The organism is Mucilaginibacter pocheonensis, from assembly GCF_031456535.1.
In the GTDB taxonomy this organism is placed as follows: Bacteria; Bacteroidota; Bacteroidia; order Sphingobacteriales; family Sphingobacteriaceae; genus Mucilaginibacter; species Mucilaginibacter pocheonensis.
The window spans coordinates 339,689-359,001 of sequence record NZ_JAVDUU010000001.1 but is presented as its reverse complement, the minus strand read 5'-3'; the positions used below and the strand labels follow the sequence as shown (position 1 = coordinate 359,001).

15 protein-coding genes are annotated in these 19,313 nt (G+C 42.1%); 4 read left to right on the top strand and 11 right to left on the bottom strand.

Annotation, left to right across the window (positions count from 1 at the left end; all coding sequences use genetic code 11):
* The first annotated feature begins 48 nt into the window (after nucleotides 1-48).
* Nucleotides 49-1,836 carry a DUF885 domain-containing protein gene (locus tag J2W55_RS01530; RefSeq protein WP_310091172.1) on the top strand — a complete coding sequence of 596 codons (1,788 nt, stop codon included), beginning with the start codon at nucleotides 49-51 and terminating at the stop codon, nucleotides 1,834-1,836.
* A gap of 99 nt (nucleotides 1,837-1,935) precedes the next feature.
* Here the strand turns inward: J2W55_RS01530 and J2W55_RS01525 are convergent, their stop codons facing one another.
* On the bottom strand, nucleotides 1,936-2,175 hold the full coding sequence (locus tag J2W55_RS01525; protein WP_310091171.1) for a hypothetical protein: 240 nt from the start codon (nucleotides 2,173-2,175) through the stop codon (nucleotides 1,936-1,938).
* Nucleotides 2,176-2,329: 154 nt separating this feature from the next.
* Here J2W55_RS01525 and J2W55_RS01520 point away from each other — a divergent pair, with 154 nt between their 5' ends.
* Nucleotides 2,330-3,250: a DUF6263 family protein gene (locus J2W55_RS01520; protein ID WP_310091168.1), complete on the top strand. Its 921-nt coding sequence runs from the start codon at nucleotides 2,330-2,332 to the stop codon at nucleotides 3,248-3,250.
* A gap of 72 nt (nucleotides 3,251-3,322) precedes the next feature.
* Here the strand turns inward: J2W55_RS01520 and J2W55_RS01515 are convergent, their stop codons facing one another.
* Both J2W55_RS01515 and J2W55_RS01510 read right to left on the bottom strand, forming a co-directional pair.
* Nucleotides 3,323-3,685 (bottom strand): hypothetical protein, encoded by a 363-nt coding sequence (locus J2W55_RS01515; protein WP_310091166.1) that lies wholly within the window; start codon nucleotides 3,683-3,685, stop codon nucleotides 3,323-3,325.
* Between the two features lie 7 nt (nucleotides 3,686-3,692).
* Nucleotides 3,693-4,319: a TNT domain-containing protein gene (locus tag J2W55_RS01510; protein ID WP_310091164.1), complete on the bottom strand. Its 627-nt coding sequence runs from the start codon at nucleotides 4,317-4,319 to the stop codon at nucleotides 3,693-3,695.
* Nucleotides 4,320-4,496: 177 nt separating this feature from the next.
* Between J2W55_RS01510 and ligA the strand changes: the two genes are divergently transcribed.
* Together ligA and dapA are read left to right on the top strand one after the other, a co-directional pair.
* Nucleotides 4,497-6,509, top strand: coding sequence for an NAD-dependent DNA ligase LigA (gene ligA, locus J2W55_RS01505; protein WP_310091162.1), 2,013 nt, complete (start codon nucleotides 4,497-4,499; stop codon nucleotides 6,507-6,509).
* Between the two features lie 656 nt (nucleotides 6,510-7,165).
* Complete coding sequence (gene dapA, locus J2W55_RS01500; protein ID WP_310091160.1) at nucleotides 7,166-8,044, top strand: 4-hydroxy-tetrahydrodipicolinate synthase; 879 nt, start codon at nucleotides 7,166-7,168, stop codon at nucleotides 8,042-8,044.
* Nucleotides 8,045-8,097: 53 nt separating this feature from the next.
* Here dapA and J2W55_RS01495 read toward each other — a convergent pair whose 3' ends face one another.
* From J2W55_RS01495 to murC, 8 genes are all read right to left on the bottom strand, one after another.
* Nucleotides 8,098-8,280 (bottom strand): BF3379 family histone-like protein, encoded by a 183-nt coding sequence (locus J2W55_RS01495; RefSeq protein WP_172336490.1) that lies wholly within the window; start codon nucleotides 8,278-8,280, stop codon nucleotides 8,098-8,100.
* Between the two features lie 297 nt (nucleotides 8,281-8,577).
* Nucleotides 8,578-10,011 carry a glycoside hydrolase family 125 protein gene (locus tag J2W55_RS01490; RefSeq protein ID WP_310091157.1) on the bottom strand — a complete coding sequence of 478 codons (1,434 nt, stop codon included), beginning with the start codon at nucleotides 10,009-10,011 and terminating at the stop codon, nucleotides 8,578-8,580.
* 257 nt (nucleotides 10,012-10,268) lie between these two features.
* On the bottom strand, nucleotides 10,269-12,005 hold the full coding sequence (locus J2W55_RS01485; protein ID WP_310091155.1) for a phospho-sugar mutase: 1,737 nt from the start codon (nucleotides 12,003-12,005) through the stop codon (nucleotides 10,269-10,271).
* Nucleotides 12,006-12,344: 339 nt separating this feature from the next.
* On the bottom strand, nucleotides 12,345-13,589 hold the full coding sequence (locus tag J2W55_RS01480) for an aminotransferase class I/II-fold pyridoxal phosphate-dependent enzyme (protein ID WP_310091153.1): 1,245 nt from the start codon (nucleotides 13,587-13,589) through the stop codon (nucleotides 12,345-12,347).
* 295 nt (nucleotides 13,590-13,884) lie between these two features.
* Nucleotides 13,885-15,486, bottom strand: a complete 1,602-nt coding sequence (gene ftsZ, locus J2W55_RS01475; protein WP_310091151.1) for a cell division protein FtsZ — start codon at nucleotides 15,484-15,486, stop codon at nucleotides 13,885-13,887.
* Between the two features lie 241 nt (nucleotides 15,487-15,727).
* Entirely contained in the window at nucleotides 15,728-17,071 is a 1,344-nt protein-coding gene (gene ftsA / locus J2W55_RS01470) for a cell division protein FtsA (protein ID WP_310091149.1), read from the bottom strand.
* A 4-nt stretch (nucleotides 17,072-17,075) separates the two neighbouring features.
* A complete protein-coding gene (locus J2W55_RS01465; RefSeq protein WP_310091147.1) occupies nucleotides 17,076-17,942 on the bottom strand; it encodes a cell division protein FtsQ/DivIB in 867 nt (288 codons plus the stop codon).
* Nucleotides 17,935-19,293, bottom strand: coding sequence for a UDP-N-acetylmuramate--L-alanine ligase (gene murC, locus J2W55_RS01460; RefSeq protein ID WP_310091145.1), 1,359 nt, complete (start codon nucleotides 19,291-19,293; stop codon nucleotides 17,935-17,937). The genes J2W55_RS01465 and murC overlap by 8 nt, the downstream gene beginning before the upstream one ends.
* Nucleotides 19,294-19,313: the final 20 nt, after the last annotated feature.

The following is a 19,313-nucleotide window of genomic DNA, read 5'->3' as shown; positions in this document are numbered from 1 at the left end:
CCTTAAATGTTTTAAGTTTATCCGGGCATTATTAAACTTCATAATCACGTGATAAAAAACATATTCGTAAAGCTGGCGCTCGCCGTCATAATCTATATGGTTGCTTTAACCGGTTGTAAAAAAGACAATGGCAGTGGCAGCGGGCCGTTACTGGGTAAAGACGACGCAGCTTTTACTATTTATGAAAACTCATTTTTGGATGCGCTGTGGAAACTGAACCCTGATTGGGCCACCTCAGTTGGTTATCATAAATATGATAGCTTGCTGTATATTCCTAATGAACAGAACCGGCAAAAGATGATGGATTTCGCTAAAGTTCAGATCGATTCATTAAGCCGCTTTGAGGTAAACACCCTTAACGAAGCTAATAAGATAGATTATAAGATAATGCAAAATCAGCTGGAGTATGCCCAATGGCAAATTCAGCAGTTAAAAGCCTATGAATGGGATCCCTCGTCATACAATGTAATAGGAACTTTTGCTTATATACTTAATGAGCATTACGCCCCGCTTACCAAACGCTTGCGTAACTTTTATCAGCGGATGCTTAATGTGCCCCTTTATTATAAGGAAGCCGAAAAACAAATAAAAAACCCGGTTGCCGAGCTTACCAGCCTTGCTATTGAGCAAAACCTGGGCGGACTTGATGTGATTGAAAAAGATTTTGCCGACTCGCTTAAAAAAACGAATATCCCGAAAGCAGAGCAAAAACAAATGACCGACAGGGCAGCCCTTTGCGCACAGGCCATTAAAGGTTATGCCGACTGGCTGAAGGCTTTGAAAAACGATCACCCGCGCAGTTTTAGGTTAGGAAAAGATTTGTATGAGGATAAATTTAAGTATGAGATAGTGGCTGCTAATACCGGCCAGCAGGTGTTTAATGCCGCTGTTAAGCGTAAGAAATACTTGCATGGTCAAATGGCGAAATTAAGCCGCCAGTTGTGGCCAAAATACTTTGGCAACAAAACTATGCCGGCTGATACGCTCGGCCTTATCAGCGCCATGATTGATACCCTGTCATCAAAGCATGTTAAACCCGATGCGTTTCAATCGGCTATTGTGCAGCTTATTCCCAAACTTAAAGATTTTGTAAAGGCTAAAGACCTGGTTACGCTCGATCCTACCAAACCATTGATCATCCGCAAAGAGCCTGGTTACATGGCCGGTGTGGCAGGAGCATCTATGAGTGGGCCGGGCCCTTATGATAAAGGTGGAAATTCCTACTATAACGTAGGTAGCTTGACTGGCTGGAGCCCTGAAAAGGCCGAAAGTTACTTGCGCGAGTATAATCAATATATTATACAAATATTGAGCATTCACGAGGCAGTTCCGGGGCATTATGTACAGGGTGTATATGCTAATAAGGCACCAAGCATCATCAAATCTGTATTTGGCAATGGCGCCATGAACGAGGGTTGGGCAGTATATGCCGAGGAAATGATGCTTGATAGCGGCTATGGTAACAACGAGCCCGAAATGAGGCTGATGTGGTATAAATGGCACCTGCGTTCGGTTTGTAATACCATATTGGATTACAGCGTACACACTGGCAGCATGACCAAAGAACAGGCTATTAAAATGCTGACAATCGAAGCCTTTCAGCAGCAGGCCGAAGCCGAAGGAAAATGGAAAAGGGTAACGGTTAGCAGTGTACAACTTACCAGTTACTACACTGGCTACAAAGAAATTATAGACCTGCGCGATGCCTATAAAATTAAAATGGGCGACAAGTATAAGCTAAAGGAATTTAATGAGCGGTTTTTAAGTTATGGCAGCGCTCCTGTTAAATTTATTAGGGATGCCATGCTGGCGAAACCGCCTGCAAGCACAAATTAATTTTATAAACGCTATAAAAAAGAGATAGCCCATGAGTAATAAATTCTTATGGACTATGAACCATAAGCCATTACCCATGAACTATCAAAGTCTTTTTTACTATGCGTAATGATTTTTTATCTGATGTTCGAGCTGGGTCATTATGTTATTATCCAGCTTACCCTGACAGCAAATAAAACTATGTTCTTTAAAACCAACTTCGGCAATAACCTTACCCTGATCAACTACGCGGAACCTTCCTGCTTCGCTGGGTAAAATGGCCAAAATGCGTTCGTCATCCTTAAAATTGATCAACACATGAAACTGGTGCTGTGGTATAAATGCTATTTGCTGTAACATAAAAACCCCCTTTTCCGTCCTTAAAGTATATCAATAAATATGAAGAGTCCTGGTTACTATAAAGTTAACGAAATAACTTTTAAATAATTGCTATTTTTTATGGCATTTTTTGGATGCAAATATTATAATACCTTTAGCATGCAAAAACTATATTATGAAACATCTTTTTAACCTTTTTATATTACTGATCATAGGCGTTACATGCCAGGCGCAAAAGCTAAAACTCGCCTTGCATTTAACCAAGGATAATACTTATAATATGATCACCAATGCTACATCTACCATAAAACAAACTATTAACGGTCAGGTTAACAATATTGAATTGAATATAACAGGTAATACCTCTTTCAAGGTTCTTAATGCTGATGACTCGCTTTATTACATGGAGGTTAATTACAAAAGCCTGAGTATGAAAATGCAACTGCCTAATGGGCCGGTTAATATCAATTCTCAAAAGAATGACCCTTCCGATATTATGTCGTCTATATTAGGGGCGTTGGTTAACAAACCATTTACAGCCATATTTACCAAAAGCGGCAAGATAAAGTCGGTCGAGAACATCGAAAACATGATCTCGTCGGTGCTTGATGGGTTTCCACAGGTACAGGGGCCTCAAAAAGATCAGATCAAAGCTCAGTTTATTCAATCTTTTGGCGCAAAAGCTATAAAAGGAAGTATTGAACTGGCTACTGCTGTTTTCCCGGAGACCCCGGTATCAAAAAACGATAAGTGGACCATAAATACAACGCTTGAAAGCGCCATGACCGCCAAAGTAACTACTGTTTATCAATTGACTGATATAACTCCTACAAGCTTTATTATTCATGGTGATGCCAACATTGCCACCAATGCAAATGACGATTTTAAACGGGTAAATGATATGCCCATGAAATACAACATGACCGGAACTATGACAGCTGATATTATAGCCGATAAAATTACCGGCTGGATAAGCGAATCAAAAACGAAGCAAACGATAAGCGGAACGGTTGAAATAAAAGATAACCCTAAAATACCGGGAGGGGTTACTTTCCCAATGAGCGTGATCAATGCATCTGTCACTACGGATAAATAACAGTACAAAAAAAGACCTTTGCTGGTGTTTACCTAACAAAGGTCTTTTCGTGCTTAGCTGTTGATTAATCCTTTAATGATTACTCAGCCAAATACCTTCCAGGTAAAGTTTGTAGCGGGTAGGCTGGTATTCTCCATAAGCAAAAACAACAATCGCATTCCCTCTTTTACAGAAATATAATCTTAAATTATCACTGCCTCTGTACAAGTTCAGGAATCCGCCATCCGAGGCAAACTTTCCTGTTTTTACGATGGATTCAAAGTCGTCGCCACTCAGTATCATGCGCAGATCTTCAAAATTGTTATTGGCAAAGTCAGCAAATCTTATGGCTCCTCCTATACTTATCTCTGTATCAGGATTGATGGGCCTCTCTAAAATTTCGCTTTCGGTCCCGTCAAAGATCAACGATTTTACCCTAACATGTTTTGTGATCATAGATAAGTTATTTCAGCTTTTCTTCCGCAATATAGCCCTCTTTTTTCAGATCATTGATCGTATAAGGCAATTCATCCTGGATACCCAAACCTGGTTTACCAAACCAGGGGATGATTTTCCCTTCCCTTACATTTGGAATAGGCTTTACAACTTTGTAAACCCTGTAAGGCGAGTTCAATGTTTTGTCAGGCAAAGCCCTTTGCGGAAAGGGTACAGATTTTAATGATACAAATGTACCCTTGTCCTGAAATACACTATCGGCATCATAATAACCTCCGTAACGATCTATCTCCAACCCGGCTTGCAATACAACTATCTTTAAATTCACCGCGCCGCGGTTTGGGGGCCAGCTGCCATTTAAATTGTTAGTGGTAAAAAACTGCTCCAGAGCGTTCCATTTTTCTTCTTTCCAAAGTTTCCAGGCTGTATCAGCAAGAAATTTTTTGGTACTGTCGGCAAAGTCAGCTACCGAACTTTTAAAATCCGCATAGCTAACTCCCCTTACAAGGGCGTTGTTTGCATGATGTTTTAGTGAACCATTAGTGTGATGGTGGTTTTTTGATTGCTGCTTTTGGGCATTCGCCAGGAAAGGCATGAGCAGCACTGCCAGTAGCAGGGTTCTTATTGCTTTCATTTGATTTAAGTTCGATAAAAGTAATACCTGCCAAACATTTCTCCAAAGGAAATTCAAAATTTATTTTTAAGCAATATTTTAAACCTTTGCATTCAGTAAATCTGAGATGGAGAGACAAACTTTTTAATGCATCAATGACTAAGAAATGAAATAAAGTAATTTCTTAACTTCGCAAATATGTCACCAGCTGAAGCCAAAAAACAGATCCAGGCCTTAACAACCGAATTAAAACAGCACAACTACAACTATTATGTGCTGGCGATGCCTACCATTTCAGATTTTGATTTTGACCAAAAACTGAAAGAATTAAATGAACTCGAAAAGGCATATCCTGAGTTTGCCGATCCTGATTCGCCTACACAAAAAGTAGGCGGTGATATAACCAGGGAGTTTGTAACTGTAAGACACCGCTGGCCAATGCTGTCATTAGGCAACACTTATAATGAACAGGAACTGATTGATTTTGACCAGCGCATCCGTAAAGCCATAGGCGATAATTTTGAATACGTATGTGAACTCAAATTTGATGGCCTCTCTATGAGCTTAACTTATGAGCAGGGCAAGCTGGTGAGGGCCGTTACCCGCGGCGATGGCGTACAGGGCGACGATGTTACTACCAATGTACGCACTATTAATACCATACCTAAACGTTTGCATGATGGCAGCTATCCCGATCATTTTGAAATACGTGGTGAGGTTTTTATGCACCGTAAGGCGTTTGACCGTCTTAATAACGAACGTATAGAGAACGGTGAGGTTGCTTACGCCAATCCGCGTAATTTTGCCTCAGGCACTATAAAAATGCAGGACTCGGCCGAGGTTGCCAGGCGCCCGCTTGATTGTTTCCTATACTCTTTAAATACCGAGAAAACTTTATTTAAAACCCATTGGGAAAGCCTGCAGGCCGTTAAAAGCTGGGGATTTCACGTTAATGCACACAGCATCCTTTGCAGTAATATTGATGAAGTGTTGCAATTTATAGCAAAGTGGGATAAAGACAGGTTTGACCTGAGTTATGATATTGATGGCATAGTTATAAAAGTAAACAACTATTCGCAACAGCAGGAACTGGGTTTTACAGCAAAATCGCCCCGTTGGGCCATATCCTACAAATTTAAAGCTGAGCGGGTTGAAACCGAACTGCTGAGCGTAAGTTACCAGGTGGGGCGTACGGGCGCCGTTACGCCGGTTGCTAATTTAAAACCCGTATTATTAGCAGGCACTACCGTAAAACGGGCTACCCTGCATAATGCCAACGAGATCATCAGGCTTGACCTCCATGAGGGTGATACCGTGTTTGTTGAAAAAGGCGGCGAAATCATCCCCAAGATCATTAGTGTAAATCCGAAAAAAAGAGCTGTCAATGCAATCCCGGTAGTGTACCGGACCACCTGCCCTGCCTGTGATACCCCACTTGAGCGTAAAGAGGGCGAGGCCGCGTTTTATTGCCCTAATGACGAAGGCTGCCCACCGCAAATAGTTGGCAAAATGCAGCACTTTATTGGTCGTAAAGCTATGGACATTGATGGCCTTGGCGATGAAACCATTGAAACCTTGTATTCCCGGGGCTATATCAGGCACATCAGTGATATTTATAAATTGCATAACCATGCCGAAGAGTTAAAACAAATGGAACGTTTTGGCGATAAATCCATCAGCAACATGCTTGATGGCATTGAAAGATCAAAGCAAATGCCGTTTGAAAAAGTATTGTTTGGCCTGGGCATACGTTATATTGGCGAAACCGTTGCGAGGAAATTGGCCATGCATTTCAAGTCTGTTGATAACCTCATGGCTGCCTCGCTTGAAGAACTGGTTGCAGCCGAAGAAATAGGTGAACGCATAGCCCAAAGCATCATTGATTATTTTGCTGACGAAAAGCACCGCCAGGAAATTGAAGAGTTAAAAGAGCTGGGTTTACAGTTTGTTGCCGAAGAAAAAGAAGTTAAACTGGCCAGCGAAAAATTAGCCGGGCAAAGCTTTATTATATCGGGGGTGTTCGAAAACTTTTCGCGCGATGAACTTAAGGAGTTAATTGAACAAAACGGAGGCAAAATATTGAGCAGTATATCGGCTAAGCTTAATTATCTGGTTGCAGGCGATAATATGGGGCCTGCCAAGTTAGAGAAAGCTCAGAAGCTTAATATTCCAATTATTACCGACGGCGAACTATTGGCGATGATCGGGTAACTTTTTCTGGAATAAATAATAATGATATGCGTTTACAAAAAATATGTACATTTACTTTATTACCAATAAAACCGGGTAAATATGAATTGCGTAATTACCCATACCAATTGTAAGGCTTCTCTTTTCCACCTATTTAACCCAAGCTAAATGGCACGGACTATTGCAATACAGGAAAATATTTTTTGCGAACCTTGCAAAGAATGCGGCTCAAGGCCGGTAATTGAACAGGTAAAGGGTACATTTTCTGTACGTTGTCCACAACATAAATCTCATTATAAAACCAAGCCGGGACTAATTAATATTGATGACTGGAATTTAAAAAACAAAACACATCCCCCACTCGGCAATACTGCAAATCCTCAAAAAGCATCCTGAGTTCTTAAAGCTTGTAAATTGATCTGCGTTTTGAAAGCAAAATGCCCATTATACAATTCCCTATTAGCTAACAACAGGCCGTAAAGGGGTTTAAATGACCAATTAATGATTGTATCAGGAGTTAATCTCAAATCCCTGATAATCAAAACACAAACACTGAATTTTTCTTTTATAGCACATCACGCCGAACATTAAACCGCAAACCCGCCCTTCCAAACTCAATACTGAATACTTCAAACTCAAAACTCAATCGCTATATTAGCATCCTTTTAATTTTAATCATGAATAAATTTTACGGAACAGGGGTAGCCATGGTGACCCCTTTTCAGGCGGATGGGCAAATTGACTATGAAGGTTTAGAGAACCTTATTGAACATTTGATTGATGGCGGGGTGCAATACCTGGTATCATTAGGTACAACCGGCGAAAGCGCCACATTGAATGCCGATGAGCGAAAGCAGGTATGGGCATTTACTGTAAAGGTTGTAAATAAGCGTGTACCTCTGGTTGCTGGCATAGGCGGTAACAATACCCATGAAGTGGTTGAACAAATAAAAGATTTTGATACAAATGGCTATGATGCTATACTATCATCAAGCCCACATTATAATAAACCTACACAGGAAGGTATTTATCAGCATTATAAAGCAATAGCGCAGGTTGCACCGTTGCCGGTAATATTGTACAACGTACCAAGCCGTACAGGCAGCACTATAGCTGCTGAAACAACTGTACGCCTGGCCCGCGATTTTAAAAACATTATTGGTATAAAAGAGGCATCGGGTAATTTTGATCTGTTTAATCAATTAATGCGTGATAAACCCGAAGAGTTTTTGGTAATTTCAGGTGATGACCCTGTTACCCTGCCTATGATGGCTCTGGGTGCTGTTGGTGTAATATCAGTTATTGGTAATGCCTTGCCAAAGCAACTGTCAGCAATGGTACAACTGTTGCTTAAAAACGATTTTAAAGCAGCACAAAAAGTACATTTTAGCTTAATTGAATTTACACGGCTGATGTTTGTTGAAGGCAATCCCGCAGGTGCAAAAAGCGCCCTCAAATACTTAGGTGTTTGTGGTGATAACGTACGGCTACCCCTTGTGCCGGTAAGCAGTAACACAGCCACATCCATTAAACAAGAAACACAAAAATTCGCTTAAATAAAAAACCCGGTTATCAGCTAACCGGGTTTTTTATTGGAATAAGAAAAACCTTACTTAGCTTCTTTATTTTTCGCTTCCTGTACTTCCAGACGGATAGCCTGAGCCAGGTTTTTAAGATCTTGCATGCCTTTACGCACCCGGGTTCCGGCAGCGCTGTTTCCTTTGTTGTAGAATTTGTCGGCGTCAGCTTCCAAAGATGCTACGAGCTCTTTTACTTCAGTAAATTTTTTCATTTAATTACTCCTTTTAAATTATTGAGGTTTATTGTTTTAATTAAAGCTAATCTATAATGTTTTTTTTTAATTAAAAATTTTTGAAGCAAAAAAATACTTCCTTAAAAGCGCTTTTTTTCCACATTTTATCGCTTTTAACAATATTTACTACATATAATATTATATTAAAAATAAAAATCTCAAAAATACATCATATAATACCGGCTTAATAATTTCAATACTCATTAAATATATAATAAGATAATATTTTTATATCATATTGAATAAATAAAAGAATATTTCAATAATATTTATATATTAAATGCTTTTTTGCAATATATCCGGGTAATGCTGATGTATTTTTATGATCAGTTCCCCAAATAAAGTATTAGCCCAGGCAAACCATTTACGTGTAAAATCAGCAGCATTGTCTTTATTAAAAGATTCATGCATAAAACCTGTACCTGCGTGGGTAGTTTTTAATAACCTGAGACACTCCGTTATCTCGTCCTTATTGTTCGATGTTAACCCGCGCATAATAATTGCCATGGGCCATATATATCCAATGCCAACATGTGGTCCGCCAATACCTTCAGCAACCTTACCCTTAAAGAAATATGGATTGCTTTCGCTCAATACAAACTTGCGGGTGCTTTGATATAAGGGGTCATTTACCGGCAACGAATCAAGATAAGGCAACGCCAGCAAGCTTGGCACGTTGGAGTCGTCCATGAAAAGCTGGTTACCATAGCCATCAACTTCAAATGCCAATATTTTACCATACTCGGGGTGCTGAGCTACCGCATACTTTTTAAGCGCGGCGTCAACTTCGGCCGCAAGTGTTTTGCAGGCTGCTGAAGTTTCGCTGTCATTACCAATGGTAGCATACATTTCGGCCATTTGGTTTAAACTGGTAACCGCGAAGTAATTTGAAGGTATGAGGAAAGGATAGATCGTAGCATCGTCTGACGGACGGAAGATGGAACAGATCAAGCCTACCGGCTTTACCGGGTTGCCATAGCCTTTGTTAGGCGCGGTATCACTGGCAGTCTCTGTTTTGCGTTGAAAATGATAAGGGCCTTTACCCTCTTTACGTTGCTGCTCCTTAAAAGTGTTCAAAATTACCTTACCGGCTTTTTGCCAGTTATTATCAAAAAAACTGGTATCACCACTAATCTTCCAGTAATTATAGGCAAGTCTTACCGGGTAGCATAAAGAGTCTATTTCCCATTTACGCTCATGCAGCTCGGGTTTCATGTCGGTACGGTCTGTATCCCATTCGCTGCCTGTAGGCCCCTCATTAAAGGCGTTGGCGTACGGATCAATCAGCACGCACCTGGCCTGCCGGCTTAGTACACCCTGAATAAGCTTTTTAAGCGCCGGGTCATTTTTTATAAGCGGCAGGTAAGGCCAAACCTGCGCCGAAGAATCGCGCATCCACATGGCGTTAATATCACCTGTAATTACAAAAGTATCGGGTTTGCCCCCTGCTTCTGAATAGTTCACTGTAGTATCCAGTGTATTTGGATAGCAGTTTTCAAACAGCCATGCCAGTTCAGGATCTTTAATATCCTTTTTAACTTTCTGTATAATGGCTTCAACCGCCTTACTGGTAAATTTACGATTGGCCAGTTTTGGTCTCTGGCTTTCAAAAGCCGGCAAGCTACTGGCAAACAAAGATGGTGTAACACCAAGACTCAGGCTTGCAGTAGCAATCCCGTTTAGTTTTATAAAGTGTCTTCTGGTAAGCATAAAGATTTTTTAATGGTAACTGTAAAAATATAAAAGCCTTTGGTTATCTGAAATATATTAAAATTTTATTTTAAAAGGTTTTAGCAAGGCATTAAATTATCATCTTTTATAATAAAATCGCGAAACCCTTAAGGAGGATAACATGCCTATTCAATGACTTTTCGGTTTAAAATCAAAACATATATAACAAGCTGAGGGCATCAAATAAACAGGAAAGGCACCCTTTTGGGGTGCCTTTCCTGTTTATTAAAAAAGAGTTAAACTCCCAGATCCTTCATGATGGAATCAATTTTTGCTTCCAGTTGTTCGTCGGTCTCTTTGTAAGCCTCTTTGTTTGCAAGTTTCCCGTTCACACTACAGTAAAACTTGATCTTTGGCTCAGTACCTGATGGCCGGGCAGAAATAATGCTCCCATCGGCAGTTATAAATTGCAAAACGTCTGATTTAGGCAAATCGATAGGTTTGGTGGTATTTGTATTCAGATCGGTTTCTACACTTTTCTCATAGTCCTTTAATGTAGTAACCTTTGAACCACCCAGCGTGGTTGGCGGGTTTGTCCTGAATTTATCCATCATAGCGACGATCTCTTCGGCGCCGGTTTTCCCTTTTTTGGTGATCGAGATAAGTTTCTCTTTATAAAAACCATATGTTACATAGGTATCAATAAGCGCCTCAAACAAGCTGCTGCCTTTATCTTTATAATAGGCAGTCATTTCAGCTATAAAAGCACTTGAAACTACCGCATCTTTATCCCGCACCAATTCACCTATCAAGTAACCGTAGCTTTCTTCACCTCCGCCTATAAAGGTTTGCTTGCCCTGTAGCTGAGTCATCAGCTCACCAATATATTTAAAGCCTGTGAGGGTATTGTAGCAGGTAACGTTTTTGGCTTTGGCTATCGCCTCAATAAGGTTTGTGGTAACAATAGTTTTAACAATGTATTCTTTGCCGGTAAGTTTACCTTTCTCCTGCCAAGCAGTAAGCAGGTAATTGATCAGCAGGCTTCCTGTTTGATTACCGTTAAGCAGTATAAATTCATTCCCGGTGTTTTTAACCGCGATGCCTACACGGTCGGCGTCCGGATCTGTAGCCAGTACGAGGTCGGCGTCAGTTTCCTGCGCTTTTTTCAGGGCCAGCGTTAAGGCTTCCTTCTCCTCCGGATTTGGATATACTACTGTTGGGAAATTACCATCGGGTTTGGTTTGTTCATCAACCAGAATCACATTTTCAAAGCCGAACAACTCCAACGCTTTTGGCACCAGGGTAATGCCAGTGCCGTGAATTGGCGAGTATACAATTTTAAGGTCTTTCTGCCTTTTAATAGCTTCGGGAGATACAGAAAGCTTAACAATTTCTGCCAGGTACAGATCGTCAATATCAGTGCCTATCACCTCAATATTTTCATCAACCCGGTTAAACTTTATATCATCGACGCTGGTAATAGCCGCCACTTCATCCATTACTGCTTTATCATGCGGGGCAACCAACTGGCCGCCATCGTCGCCGTATGCTTTATAACCATTATACTCCTTGGGATTGTGCGACGCGGTAAGCATCACCCCACTTTTGCAGCCCAGGTGGCGCACTGCGAATGAAAGCTCAGGCGTTGGTCGTAATGCTTCAAAATAATATACATGTATGCCATTTGCAGAAAAGACCTCGGCGGTAGTTGTAGCAAAAAAATCGGCGTTGTTACGGCTGTCATGGGCTATAGCTACCTTGATCTTTTCGCCCGGGTAGGTCTTTTTCAGATAGTTTGCCAATCCCTGGGTTGCGGCGCCAAGCGTGTATTTATTCATCCGGTTTGACCCCGGACCCATGATACCGCGAAGGCCACCTGTCCCAAATTCAAGATCCTTATAAAACGAATCGGTTAGTTCTGTATAGGCTTTATCATCAAGTAGTTTCTGGATCTGCTGTTTAATGTCAGCGTCATAATTTCCCTGAAGCCATGTGTTTACTTTTTGTAGAACGGAGGGGTCTAATTCTTGCATATGTATGATATTATTTAGATAAACTGTTAAAACCTGTTTGATAACAAATATGGTAATAAAAAGTGTGAGCACAATTGAACAATAAAATATTCTTTTAGGTAAAGGGCAGGTTTGCCGCGTTAATATAATGTTGGGAAATGCCTAACACGCTGAACCCTTAAGAACCTGTTCGTGAACACCATGAACGCCCATGAACGCTGACATGAACATGTTAGTACCTCCGAGTAAAAGTTAAGTATAAAGTGTAGAAACGGGCGTTGGTGGCCCAAACGAAACAAGGCATAAACAAAAAGCCCCGTATTACCGGGGCCTCTTAGTTATATTTTTAGCAGTTAGCAGTTAAGCTATTTCGAGTCGATTTTCTTTGTAATAGCCCGATTTTAGTTTTTCGCTCATTTCAGTATAGGCATCAAGCGTGCGCTGTACATCCTCCAGTGAATGGGCTGCTGTTGGAATTAACCGCAATACGATCAGTCCCTTAGGGATAACAGGATATATCACAATAGAGCAAAATATGCCATAGTTTTCGCGCAGGTCGCGGGTAAGACTGGTGGCCTCATACAGGTCGCCTTTTAAAAACACAGGGGTAACCATACTGTTGCTTTGTCCAAGGTCAAAACCGCGTTCTTTAAGGCCTTTTTGCAGCGTATTTGCTATCAACCATAGTTTTTCGCGCAGTTCAGGCTTCGATTTTAACAATTCAAAGCGCTTTTTTAGCCCAATTACCATAGGCATAGGCAACGCTTTGGCAAAAGTTTGCGAGCGCATGTTATAACGTAAAAAATGGACTATCTGTTCATCGGCAGCCACAAACGCGCCGATGCCCGCCATTGATTTGGCAAAAGTTCCAAAATATACATCAACTCCGTCCACACAATCCTGCGCCTCGTGGGTGCCGGCGCCGGTTTTACCCATGGTACCAAAACCATGCGCGTCATCAACCAGTAAACGGAAGTCGAATTTCTTTTTAAGTTCCACGATCTCTTTCAGCTTGCCCTGTACGCCCGACATTCCAAACACCCCTTCGGTGATCAGCAATATGCCACCGCCGGTTTGCTCTGTTAAACGGGTAGCGCGTTCAAGCTGTTTTTCGCAGCTTTCAATATCATTATGTTGGTAAACAAAGCGTTTTCCCATATGCAGGCGCACACCATCAATGATACAAGCGTGTGATTCGGCATCGTAAACAATAACATCGTTCCTGTCAACCAGCGAATCAATGATAGACACCATGCCCTGGTAACCGTAGTTTAGTAAAAAAGCGGCTTGCTTGCCTACAAAAGCGGCCAGGTTGTTTTCCAGTTCTTCATGATGTATGGAGTTACCTGACATCATGCGGGCGCCCATAGGGTAAGCCATTCCATAATCGGCAGCTGCCTGGGCATCTGCTTCCCTTATTTCGGGATGGTTGGCCAAACCGAGGTAATTATTAAGGCTCCAGATCAGATGTTCCTTGCCATTGAACTGCATATGCGGCCCAATCTCCCCTTCCAGCTTCGGGAATGAAAAATAACCGTGCGACCATTTCTGGTGCTGCCCGATAGGCCCTCCCAAACTTTTTGTTATTTTATCAAATAAATCCAAAATAGTATGCTTTTGTAGATAATTACTAAAAAATACAAATATAGCCGTTTTAACGGCTTGTACCAATAGCTATAACTTTTTAGAATAGGTTATAACCTGATATACTTTAAGACTATGAAATGACAGGACTTTGTTACTTTGAGACCGAACTGTGAATAAAGCATTCGTCACTTCACAAAGGCTTTTAAGTCATCCCTGATTAACAGAAAACCCGGAAGCTTTATGGGCTTCCGGGTTTCTTATTGTTGTGGTTTTTGTCCTATTGTTCCCAAAGTCCCATAGTCCCTACCTTCGCTCAATCCGCATTATCATGCAGGAACGAGTTATTTTTACGGATCTCAGTATTACCTTCATTATCAGGTATCAGGCTAAACCTCGAGATCTGGCTTTCGTCAGACTGCGGGGTTTCCTGCAGGGCTATTTCCTTGCGCTTGTAAGCAGGCACATTTTCAAGCTCCTGTATGTTCCCGCTGCGCAGTTTCATGCTCAGGTCTTTAAGGCGCATAATACGCTCACGCGATTTTTTAAGCTGCTCCTCTATTGATTCATTGGTTTTATGATCATCGGCCCCAATTACAGGCTCAGGCTCAGGAGCAGGTGCCGGCGGCGGCTCAGGCATTCTTTCTTCCCTAACTGGCGCGTATGATTCAGGCTCGCCCATTTTAAAGGTGAAACCCGCGGTATCTGCTTCATTCTCTTCTTCGGCTTCCTCTTCGTCAAGGTTATACCTCATCACCACCTCTTCTTTTTCTTCAGGGCGGGCAAACATATCAAACAAGCCGGTTTGCTTAGGCTCGTCTTTGTGCTTAATATAAGGCTCGGCTGCGGCGTTGGCCTTTACCGGGTTAATAAACTCGTTCACAGGCTTCACCAAAGGTTTGGCCTCAGGCTCCAGCATAGATATGATCTTTTTATTGCTGTTCTCTTTTTCGCGTTCGTCCTTGGTTTGGAAACCGGTAGCAATAATAGTAACTGACAATTGATCGCCCAGGTTATCGTCTACGCAGTTACCCCATATCAGGTCGGCGGCCAATCCGGCTTCTTCCTGTATATAATCGGTAATAATGCTTACTTCATCCATGGTTACCTCTTTAAGGCCCGAGCTGATGTTTAACAGGATATACCTTGCACCTTCAATTTCGTTATCTTTTAACAATGGTGATGCCAATGCACCTTCCACGGCTTTTAAGGCGCGATTTTCGCCTTCGGCAGTACAGCTGCCCATGATTGATACGCCGCTGTCTTTCATTACAGTGCGCACATCCTTAAAGTCAACGTTGATATAACCCGGTAAGGTTATGATCTCGGCTATACCTTTGGCAGCAGTTGTTAATATATCATCGGCCTGCGCAAAGGCGGAGCTCATGGTGAGGTTCCCAAATATCTGGCGAAGCCTGTCATTTGATATCACCAGGAAAGAATCAACATATTTTTTCAATTCTTCCAAGCCGGAATCAGCCTGCATTTTACGGCGTTTACCTTCAAATGAAAACGGTGTGGTAATAATACCCACGGTCAATATATCCATTTCGCGGGCCGCTTTGGCTATTATAGGACTAGCACCTGTACCGGTACCGCCACCCATACCTGCCGTAATGAACAGCATTTTGGTATTAACACCCAACATCTGCTTAATATCGTCGATATTCTCAATAGCTGAGTTTTTGCCCACTTCGGGTATTGAACCGGCACCCATTCCTTCAGTAAGACTGGCGCCCAGTTGTACCTTGTTAGGTATAGGACTTAGCTCCAATGCCTGGGCATCAGTGTTGCAAATTATAAAATCAACACCGGTAATCCCCTGCCTGTACATATGGTTTACCGCGTTACCGCCGCCACCGCCAACACCAATTACTTTGATGATAGACGATTTTTCTTTTAACATCTCAAACTGCATAATCTTCGTTTTCAGCTATATGTGATTCAACCAATATTTAGATTTTACCATCGTAATAATAGGGCTTTTTCCACAAAGGTTTTCCACAAATGTCTATAATGTGGAAAAGTTAGTTTTGTGTGAATAATTTTCTGCTTTTTTGTATCAAGTGGTTTGTATCATGTATCGCGATTTTTGAAAGCCATTTAAAAGACTTTGATTGTCGTGATTTTGATATAAAACTACCTAATACTACACATCACTATTTCAAAAAGTCCTCATCATTAATATCGTCCTTTATAAAGGTGATGCTCTTTTTCAGCAACCTGTCAAATAAACCACCTTCTTTTGTTTTAGGCTCGTACCTGGGTTTCTCCGTTTTAACATCCGAAGTACTCGCCGCGTTCATGTATTCCGTTTTTTGGATACCCTTTATCAGCAGGCCTATGCCTGTGGCAAAGGTTGGGCTTTGCAGCTCCTCGTATATGTTTTTTGGCAGCACCTCGTTTTTGGCCAGGTGTTCTGTTGGGTAACCTACCCGGCAATCAAGCCCGGTAACAAACTCAACCAGCTGGCGCAGGTGTTTTAACTGCGCGCCGCCGCCTGTAATAACTATACCTGCTATCAGTTTTTTCTCATAACCTGATGATTTGATCTCATAGTACACATGTTCCACGATCTCTTCCATACGGGCCTGAATTACATAAGCCAGGTTTTTAACCGAGATCTCCTTGGGTTCGCGCCCGCGCAGGCCAGGTACACAAACAATCTCATTCTCCTTGTTTTCATCAGCCAGGGCCGATCCAAAACGCACTTTCAGTTGCTCTGCAATGTTGCGCATTACTGAACAGCCTTCGCGTATGTCTTCAGTTACGCTGTTACCACCAAACGGAATCACCGCGGTATGGCGTATAATACCTTCATGAAATATGGCCACATCTGTTGTACCGCCACCAATATCAACCAATACCACACCGGCTTCTTTCTCCTCTTCGCTCAATACCGACTCGGAAGAAGCCAATGGCTCCAGTATAAGGTCCTGGCTATCAAGGCTGGCTTTGTTTACACATTTCACAATATTTTTAATAGCCGTAACCTGGCCCGATATGATATGAAAATTGGCCTCTAACCTTACACCTGCCATACCTATAGGGTCTTTTATGCCCGGCTCGTTATCAACCGTAAACTCCTGGGGCAGCACGTGGATGATCTCCTCGCCGGGAGGCATTACCAGGTTATACATGTCTTCGATCAGCTTATCAATGTCTTTACGGCCAATCTCTGATTGCAGGTCGCGGCGGGTTATCAGCCCCCTATGCTGCAGGCTTTTAATATGCTGACCGGCTATACCTACAAACACCACCTTAATGTCAACATTTGATTGTGCCCCGGCCACATCAACCGCCTGGGTAATACCCTGCACTGTTTTATCAATATTTGATACCATTCCGCGGGTAACGCCCGCAGATTCGGCCTTGCCAATTCCTAATACCTCAATCTTTCCATTCTTGCTCCTGCGACCAACAATGGCGCATATTTTAGTAGTTCCGATATCCAATCCTACTACAATTGGCGAACTTTTTTCCTGGGTTGAGCTTTTGTCCATATTCCTAATTAATTTGAGATGTGTCGTTTGTCATTTTAGCAGAATCAGGCTTAAGGTTTGTAGCTTTACTCGCCTTAATTGAATCTGCCTTCATATTTTCATTTTTTATACCAACCACCTGGCCGGAGTACTTTACATTGATCATGCTGTATTTGTTCCAGCCGGCCTGTGGCAGCACTTTTTTATAAAATGCCAGCAGGTTTGTAAACTTTACGCTTAGCGAATCGGCATTGCCTATCAGTATCCTTTGGTTCCCTACACGGGGTATCAGTTCAATTTCACGGTCTTTGTTCACATATAACTGGGCAATCTGCGCGTCCCATAACGAGTCCTTGCGTATAAAGTCAGCTGTGAGGAACAGGTCCTTGGCCACTTTGGTATGCAACGAGTCGACATGGTTGGTAAACAGCTCTTCAATAAAACCATTGGCTACCAGTACCCTCGCGGTAAAGTTTGATGACAGCGGGATCTTTAAACCATGCTGGTCAACATAAAAATCCATATCGTAATGGTTCATGATGCGCAGTATAGGCTGCCGCTGACTTACCTCCACGCGCAAAACGCCATTCATCTCGGTGTAAACCTTTGCAAACTCAATAAATGGATTTGCCCGCAATTTATTTTCAAGGTCCTGGATGTTGATATTTTCAAGTTTGCGGCCTATCAGGGTATGGCTGCTGGTTTGCAATATCTGGTCAACCTCTTGCTTATCAATAAAGTACTGACTGCCCGGTATGTTCACTTTTACCGCGGTACACAAAACCGCGGCCTTTTTTGCTTCAATAAAACTCATAAGCGCAATGAGGCCACCCAGGCAAAATACCCAGGCAAAGCCAACCAGCAGGCGCTTCCAGATGAGTTTTTTATTCATTATTCAATATTTCTTTTAATGGGTGAACCAATGTGTCGATATCTCCTGCGCCTACTGTGAGCAGCAATTCGGGCTTTTCAGCCTTTACCGCGTCCAGTGCTTCCTGTTTGCTCAGTTTCCGTTTGTTTTGCAACTGCATCCGGTTCAGCAGCATCTCTGAATCAACCCCTTCAATAGGCAGTTCGCGCGCCGGGTAAATATCCAGCATAATCAATTCGTCAACCATATCAAGCACTTCGGCAAAGCCATCGGCAAAATCACGGGTGCGGGTGTACAGGTGCGGCTGAAAAATGGTGGTTAGCTTTTTACCGGGATATAATTTTTTTACCGATGATATGCAAGCCCGCAGTTCTTCGGGGTGATGCGCATAATCATCAATATAAATATGTTCGGATGTTTTTACAATATACTCAAATCTGCGTTTAACCCCCCTGAATGACGCCAGCGCGCTTTTAATAGCATCGGTGCTTACATTGAGCCGCAATACAGCTTCAATGGCGGCAACCGCGTTCTCAACGTTATGTGTACCGGCAATACCCATCAGGATGTTCGGGATGGTTACATCAGCATTTACAAAATCAAAATAAAAACTGCCGTTTTCAATGCGCACATTCGCGGCATGGGCATCGGCAGTGGTATCTTCAAGAGCATAAGTGTAACCGGTATCTAACGGCAGGTTCTTTTTATGTACCAGTGTGCCCCCGCTTTTTATCTGCGATGCAAATAGTTTAAATGATTCTGTTAAATGTTCATGATCGCCGTAAATGTCCAGGTGGTCAGCGTCCATTGAAGTAATGATGGCCACATCAGGATACAGGGTGAGGAACGAGCGGTCATACTCATCGGCCTCAACAACCATTACATTGCTTTTGCCATACAATACATTGCTTTGGTAATTGGATGATATGCCACCCAAAAACGCCGAACAATCATTGCCGGAATCTTTCAGTAAATGCGCCACCATGGTTGAGGTGGTGGTTTTGCCATGCGTACCCGCAACGGCAATGGTAAATGAGCTTTTACTGATCAAACCTAAAACCTGCGACCGTTTAAACAACTCAAAACCCTTATTTTTAAAATAGTTTAAAATAGCCGAGTCTTTAGGAACGGCCGGAGTGTAAATTATAAGCGTATCATCACATGGCTTTTGAAAGCTCATGGGTATCCAATCGATCCTGTCGTCAAAAATAATTTGTATGCCTTCGTTATGCAGATCATTTGTCAGATCCGTCGAAGTTTTATCGTACCCGCAAACAATACAACCTAAATGATGGAAATAACGGGCCAGACCGCTCATCCCGATGCCGCCTATACCAACCAGGTAAACCCTTTGTATGTTGCGTAGTTCCATTTTGTTGCGTTTTAAAAAAT